The following is a 6,348-nucleotide window of genomic DNA, read 5'->3' on the forward strand; positions in this document are numbered from 1 at the left end:
GGACTCGTTTCATCCGAGCCTGAAACATTCCCCCATCCACTACCCGTAAGCTCGGATCTTGCGCATTCACCTGCGCACAGGACCCGACATGAGCTCCGCAACTTCCACCCCTCAACAAATCGCCCACATCCACCGGCAGTGGCACAAATCGATCGTCGAGCGCGACATCGACGGCCTGATGTCGATCTACGCCGAGCACGCGCGTTTCGAGTCACCGACGATCCTGTTCGTTGAACCGGGGAATCAAACCGGCATCCTCGACGGACGCGAAGCCATCCGCGGATTCTTCTCCGAGGGCTTCCGCAAGCTGGCCGGCGCCTTCGCGCACTGGTATCGCACCGACGTCTTCCACACCGACGGCAAGCAACTCGTCTGGGAATATCCTCGCGACACGCCTTCGGGCGACCAGACCGACCTGGTCGAAGTGATGGACATCGAACATGGCCTGATCGTCCATCATCGCGTGTACTGGGGCTGGCGCGGCCTGCAATCGCTGCTGAAAACCGTCGAGGCCACGCGCCGGCAACCCTGATAGCCACGGTCTTTACACCGATTTTAGAAACGCTTCGCTACGATCTCGTGGATTGGCGTTGCAGCGCCGCTGCATGACGCCATATCCCGGAGTCAAACATGTTCGAAATCGGAAAAGAATATTCACGCGAAGACATTCACAGGATCACGGGTGGAAGCAAGCAGGCATTCCTGCCCGTGAAGGGCGGCAAGGTCGTCGCCGCTCGCTTGCGACAAGACCTGAATCCCCACGCGCCCGACGTTATCGTCTGCGACGGCAGCGCTTCGGCGCGCGCGGCGGGGCGCACGCTGGCGCGGCAGGCGGAGCCGGTTCCGATCTTCCTGCGAACCGCATCGGACCGATTTCGCTATGCCGGCGACTACGTGGTGGACGCTTCGCTGACCGTTCCCGCCGATTACGCCGAGTACGTGAAAAACAGCAGCTTCACGCTTGCGCAGATTTCGCGCGTGATCAAGATGAGGCGATGCTGACCGTATCGAAAGCCTGATCGAAAAGCGACGAAGCCATCGATCCTCGCGGATCGATGGCTTCAAACCGGCACTGTATTGCAGCGCGCTACATCAATCCTGAAGCGCAACCACCATCGATCGCTCCGACCGAGCCCAGCCGATAAACGCTCCCACGCCAAGAATGCTCAAACAAACGATCGGCACGATCATCGGCCCGAACGCCGTGCCGGTCAGCTTGCCCGCGAGCGGCATCAGGTTCTGGCTGAAGAAGCCGCCGAGATTGCCGATCGAGTTGATTGCCGCCACGCTGGCCGCGGCCCGGGCACCGGTGAAATACCGCGGCGGCATCGACCAGAAGCACGGATAGATCAAGGGGATGCAGGCACCGCCGAGCACCAGCGCAACGAAGCGCAGCGGCGTGGTCGGCAGCACGAGGCTCAGCACGAAGCCGATCGCCCCCAGCACCGCCACGATGCCGATGGTCCGCAGCAGGCTCTTCGCGCGCTTGAGTTTCGGCGGAAGCCAGATCAGCAGCACGACGGCCAGCGCCCAGGGCAGCATGCTCAGGAAACCGTTCGTGGTGCTCGATACGCCGAACGACTTGACGATGGTCGGCAGCCAGTAGGTCACGCCGTACAGCGAGGTCGACATCATCATGTAGGTCGCTGCGAACAGCATCACGCGCGGATCGAGCAGCGCCTTCCACGGCTGCGAATGCTCGGCATGCGGCGGCGCCTCGCGTTCCAGCGCGGCCCCGACGATCTGCTTTTCGTTTTCCGACAGGAAACGCGCCTCGCGATACGAGGTCGGCAGCAGGCGGAACACCGCGATCCCGACGACCACGGCGGGCAGCCCCGTGGCGATGAACACCCATTGCCAGCCGGCCAGGCCGCCTACGCCGCTGAGGCTCAGCAGCCAGCCGCCCACCAGCGAGCCGAGCATGTTCGCCAGCGCGCTGCCGAGCGTGAAGATCCCCAGCACGCGAGCGCGGTAGCTCTGCGGGAACCACAGCGTCAGGTAGTAGATCACGCCGGGATAAAACCCGGCTTCGGCCACGCCGAGCACGAAGCGCAGTCCGGAGAACACCGGGCTCGAGGTCGTGAAGCCCATCGCCACCGTGATGAGCCCCCAGGTGAGCATGATTCGCGCGAGCCAGACGCGCGCGCCGAACTTGTGCAGGGCCAGCGTGCTCGGTACCTCGAACAGCAGGTAACCGATGAAGAACAACGACGAGGCCAGCCCGAACGCAGCCTCGGACATGTTCAGGCTATGCACCATCTGCAGCTTGGCGAAGCCGACGTTCTGGCGGTCGATGAACGAGATCAGGAACATCACGACGAGGATCGGCATCAGGCGCCATGCGATCTTCGACATCACGCGCTGCTCTTCACCGGCGGCAGCGATAGGGGGGGAGGCAATGGTCACGCTGGACTCCTGTTTGATACGTCTTGCTGAAAGCTGCGGTTGCAACGAAGGAAAAAAGCCAGTTCAGCGCGCCTGGTAGGCGCCGAGCTGGGCGGTGAACATGTCGCTCCAATTGGCCGGGCGGGTCTTGATGGTGCCCACGCCGTGCAGGAAATCGACGTATTCCATGAGCCGGTCGGGCACCACGGAGAAGCGAGTTTCCGGCATGCCGAGCATCGCGATCACGTCGTCGGGCGACACACGCACCCCGGACGAGGACACATAGATCGCGGCCGCCTCGCGCGGATTCGCGGCGATGAACCGGTTCGCCTCGTCGAGCGCGCCGATGAAGGCCGCCGCCAGGCCGGGCTCGGCATCGACCACGCGCTTCGGCGCGAACATCACGTCGAGCGTGAGCGGCCCGAGCACCTGGACGGCATCGATCACGCGGTGAATGCCGGGCTGCCGCAATTCGAGCGTCGAGAACGGCGGCGAGGCGAAATGCGCGGTCACGCCGCCTTCACGGTGGATCAGGGCGTCCATCGCCTGCGGATGCGACAGGTTCACGGTGATCGGATCGAGGTGCGCGAAACGCCGGATGCCCAATTGCTGCGCGGCGATCATCTGCAGGATCACGGCCGCCAGCGAGGTGTGGATGCCGGGCACGGCGATCCGGTCCTCGGACGTGAAATCGGTGAGCGTGCGGATATGCGGCTGGTTGGTGTTCAGCGACAGCGAGGTGGCGGACAGCCCGCTGATGCCGATCACCTCCACATTGGGAATGCCGCGCGCGCGTGCCCACAGCTCGATGAACCCGGGCGCGCCGGCGCCGGCGAAGTCGAGCGTGCCGGCCATCATCGCGTCGTTGACCGAGTTGCCGCCGTCGAGCAGCACCCATTCGACCTGTACCTTGCCGAGCCCGCGTTGCCGCGCGTGCGCCTCGAACAGGCGCTGCCGCTCCATCACGAGCAGGGGCAGATAGAGCACGCCATAACCTTTCGAAATCCTGACGGTTGGCGGGCTGGACAGCGAGAAAGGGAAGGCGTGGGCGGCGAGCGGCGCCAGCGCGGCGCCGATGCCGCCTGCCAGCAACGCGCGGCGGCGCGGCGAGGCTTTCGTCATCAGGCACGCCCCGCGACGCAGGGCCGAGGAGACGGCACACATGCCGGCCTGCACGCTCGCGAACGCGCGTCTGCGCGGGCCACCTCGAGGGCGGCCACCGCGGTTGAACGCGAATCGGCTGGCGCGTGGGCACGCTGCATCGTGCAGGTCTCCTCCGGAAGGGCCGTTCGGGCCCGTGTATGAACTGGCATGGAGCTTAGCGAGCGAGTCTGAGAAAATGCTGACATCCCATCCTCGGGATTACCCGTAATTTCCCTAATCGGCAGGACTTCAACCATGCGTATTCTGGTCGTCGAGGACGACGCCGAGATCGGCGAGGCGATCGGCAGCCGTCTCACGCGGCTCGGCCACGCGGTCGATCTCGAGCGCGACGGCGCGGCCGCCTCCAGCTTGCTGGGCGTCGAATCGTTCGACCTGGTGGTGCTCGACGTGATGCTGCCGTCGATGGACGGCTTCGCGATCCTGCGCCGGCTGCGCGCCTCGGGCAGCACCACGCCGGTGCTGCTGGTCACCGCGCGCTCGGCGATCGACGATCGCGTCAGCGGGCTGGGATTGGGCGCCGACGACTACCTGGTCAAGCCGTTCGACTATCGCGAACTCGATGCGCGCGTGCAGGCGCTGCTACGCCGGAACAGCGGCCACGCCAGCGACGTGCTGCGCTTCGGCGCGCTCTCGATCGATCGCAGCAGCCGGCTCGCGGAGCTCGACGGCCAGCCCTTGCCGCTGTCGCGCCAGGAATTCGCGCTGCTCGAAATCCTCGCCAGCCGGCCGCAGCGCGTGTTCTCCAAGGACGAACTGCTGAACCAGTTGTTCAGCTTCGGCCGCGAGCCCTCCGCGAATGCGGTCGAACAATACGTGACGCGCGTGCGCAGGAAGCTGCAGGGCAGCGACGTCGAGATTCGCACGGCACGCGGAATGGGCTACCAGATTGCGACGCGCTGACTGGTTTCCGAAGACGCTGTTCGGCCGCACGCTGCTGTTCATCGCCTGCGTGGTGGTGTCGGGCGCGGCCGCGCTGTCGCTGATCACGCGTTATTACGCCGGCGTCGCGGCCGAGCGCGCCTATGATCAGTTGTTGTCCGGCGCGGCGATCCAGGTGGCCGAGAATCTCTACGTGCAGGGCGGCGTGCTCGCGCTCAATCCGCCGGTGGCCGCGCTGTCGACGCTGTCGCGCTACGACCTCGTCTACTACAAGGTGGTCGATTCGCGCGGCGTGGTGGTGGCGGGCTACAACGACCTGCCCGATGCGGCGAACGTCGCTGCCGCGCAGCGCGGCACCCGGTTCGCGACGGCGCGCTACCAGCAGCGGCCGGTGCGCATCGCCACCATCGCGCGCCACATGCCCGAGGAGCGCGTGCCCGGCTGGGCGCTGGTGACGGTGGCGCAGACCACGCATGCGCGCGAGCAGTTGACCAACGACATGAGCATCAAGGTCTGGACGCTGATCGTGCTGATGACGGCGCTCGCGATCGGCGCCAGCGCGCTGGCGATCCGGCGCGGGCTCTCGCCGCTGGCGCAGATCGAGTCGATCATCGCGGCGCGCGATCCGGCCGACCTGCGGCCCGTGGTAATCGATACGCCGAGCGAGATCGCCGCGATCATCGGCGCGATCAACGGCCTGATGCGCCGGCTCGGCGAGCGCGTGGCCACCATGCAGCGCTTCATCGCCGACGCCGCGCACCAGATGCGCACGCCGCTGGCGCGGCTCGACGCGCAGATCGAGATGCTCAGCAACGAGTCCGACGCGGCGCGCCAGCGCGCGCGGCTCGAGACGTTGCGCGCGACCTGCTCCGACGTGGGGCGCCTGACGGGGCAGTTGCTCAATCACGCGATGGTGATTCATCGCACCGAGGTCGTGCCGTTGCAGCCGATCGACCTCGTGGCGCTGGCCAAGGAGGTGCTGGGCCGCACCATCCCGCTCGCCGACGAGCGCGACGTGCAGGTGTCGCTCGATGCGCGGCTCGCCGACGCGACGATCGACGGCGATGCGATCAGCCTTCAGGAAGCGCTCTCGAACGTGCTGCACAATGCCTTGCATCACGGCATGGCGAACCAGATCGTCGTGACCATCGATGGCACGGCCGAGCAACTCATCCTGACCGTGACCGATAACGGCACAGGCATTCCACGCGAGCATTGGGACGCGGTGATGCGGCCGTTCGTGCGCCTCGACGGCAAGGGCGCCGAGCGACGCGACGGCTCGGGGCTGGGTCTCGCGATCGTGAAGGAGGTGATGGACGCGCACGGCGGGCAAGTGTCGTTCGCGATGCCGGAAGTGGGTGGTTTTGCCGTGCTGCTGGTGTTCCCGCGTAGCACGGCGGGGCATGTCCACCGCGAGTCGGTCTGATGGGATGGGTGCCGGCAGTGGCCTGATATCCCTAAGATTCCATTCCATTTCCGAGACAACGGGTAGCGAATCGTCCTAGAATCCGCCAAGTTTCGCCCTAATTTCGAGATAAAAAGACGAGCCGGCGACACGCTAGGCCAACCACGACGATGCTTAAAGACTCCCTCGACGCCGACATTGCAGGAATCGATGTATCCACTCGCGTTTCCGACCTGCTGCAGGCCGGGCAGGTCTACACACGCGATGCCTTGCGCGGGATCCTCGATACCCAGGACTCCACGATCAACAACGGCGTGTTTCGACCGGCGGGTTTTACTTGCGGATTCAACCCGTCGATGCAACGAATTGATGAAAACGCTCAGCCGGTGTATCAAAGTCTAGCGTCTTTCTCGGACGCTCGTTGAGCCGCCTTGCTATCGCGTTGAGCGTGGCCTGGGAATAGTCCGAGAGATCAATTCCTTTGGGAAGATACTGCCTCAGGAGGCCATTTGTGT

The 6,348-nt window shown here is 65.2% G+C and carries 7 protein-coding genes and 1 pseudogene; 5 read left to right on the forward strand and 3 right to left on the reverse strand.

The window, feature by feature from the left end; all coding sequences use genetic code 11:
* The first annotated feature begins 88 nt into the window (after nucleotides 1-88).
* Both F3J10_RS22535 and F3J10_RS22540 read left to right on the forward strand, forming a co-directional pair.
* Nucleotides 89-532, forward strand: a complete 444-nt coding sequence (locus F3J10_RS22535; protein WP_167243027.1) for a nuclear transport factor 2 family protein — start codon at nucleotides 89-91, stop codon at nucleotides 530-532.
* A gap of 98 nt (nucleotides 533-630) precedes the next feature.
* A complete protein-coding gene (locus tag F3J10_RS22540; RefSeq protein ID WP_167243022.1) occupies nucleotides 631-1,002 on the forward strand; it encodes a hypothetical protein in 372 nt (123 codons plus the stop codon).
* Nucleotides 1,003-1,092: 90 nt separating this feature from the next.
* On the opposite strand, the gene F3J10_RS22545 is transcribed toward F3J10_RS22540, so the two are convergent.
* The gene (locus F3J10_RS22545; protein WP_051598319.1) at nucleotides 1,093-2,355 is read right to left on the reverse strand and encodes an MFS transporter; all 1,263 of its coding nucleotides are present in this window, start codon (nucleotides 2,353-2,355) and stop codon (nucleotides 1,093-1,095) included.
* Nucleotides 2,356-2,469: 114 nt separating this feature from the next.
* A complete protein-coding gene (locus tag F3J10_RS22550; RefSeq protein ID WP_167243023.1) occupies nucleotides 2,470-3,507 on the reverse strand; it encodes an ABC transporter substrate-binding protein in 1,038 nt (345 codons plus the stop codon).
* Between the two features lie 276 nt (nucleotides 3,508-3,783).
* Here F3J10_RS22550 and F3J10_RS22555 point away from each other — a divergent pair, with 276 nt between their 5' ends.
* The 3 genes from F3J10_RS22555 to F3J10_RS22565 all read left to right on the forward strand — a co-directional run bounded on the left by F3J10_RS22555 (nucleotide 3,784) and on the right by F3J10_RS22565 (nucleotide 6,258).
* Nucleotides 3,784-4,449, forward strand: a complete 666-nt coding sequence (locus F3J10_RS22555) for a response regulator transcription factor (RefSeq protein ID WP_017918850.1) — start codon at nucleotides 3,784-3,786, stop codon at nucleotides 4,447-4,449.
* Complete coding sequence (locus F3J10_RS22560) at nucleotides 4,436-5,854, forward strand: sensor histidine kinase (RefSeq protein WP_167243024.1); 1,419 nt, start codon at nucleotides 4,436-4,438, stop codon at nucleotides 5,852-5,854. Before F3J10_RS22555 ends, F3J10_RS22560 begins: the two co-directional genes overlap by 14 nt.
* Nucleotides 5,855-6,003: 149 nt before the next feature.
* The gene (locus F3J10_RS22565; RefSeq protein WP_167243012.1) at nucleotides 6,004-6,258 is read left to right on the forward strand and encodes a hypothetical protein; all 255 of its coding nucleotides are present in this window, start codon (nucleotides 6,004-6,006) and stop codon (nucleotides 6,256-6,258) included.
* Here the strand turns inward: F3J10_RS22565 and F3J10_RS22570 are convergent.
* Nucleotides 6,179-6,348, reverse strand: a pseudogene (locus F3J10_RS22570) (IS30 family transposase); the annotation flags it as partial. The gene F3J10_RS22565 and the pseudogene F3J10_RS22570 overlap by 80 nt on opposite strands.

The organism is Burkholderia sp. Cy-637 (assembly GCF_011753175.1).
GTDB classification, from domain to species: Bacteria; Pseudomonadota; Gammaproteobacteria; order Burkholderiales; family Burkholderiaceae; genus Burkholderia; species Burkholderia gladioli.

Bases quoted from the DNA above. Each gene is read 5' to 3' on its own strand.
- F3J10_RS22535 (WP_167243027.1), top strand. From the start codon at position 89: ATGAGCTCCGCAACTTCCACCCCTCAACAAATCGCCCACATCCACCGG.
- F3J10_RS22540 (WP_167243022.1), top strand. From the start codon at position 631: ATGTTCGAAATCGGAAAAGAATATTCACGCGAAGACATTCACAGGATC.
- F3J10_RS22545 (WP_051598319.1), bottom strand. From the start codon at position 2,355: ATGTCGAAGATCGCATGGCGCCTGATGCCGATCCTCGTCGTGATGTTC.
- F3J10_RS22550 (WP_167243023.1), bottom strand. From the start codon at position 3,507: ATGACGAAAGCCTCGCCGCGCCGCCGCGCGTTGCTGGCAGGCGGCATC.
- F3J10_RS22555 (WP_017918850.1), top strand. From the start codon at position 3,784: ATGCGTATTCTGGTCGTCGAGGACGACGCCGAGATCGGCGAGGCGATC.
- F3J10_RS22565 (WP_167243012.1), top strand. From the start codon at position 6,004: ATGCTTAAAGACTCCCTCGACGCCGACATTGCAGGAATCGATGTATCC.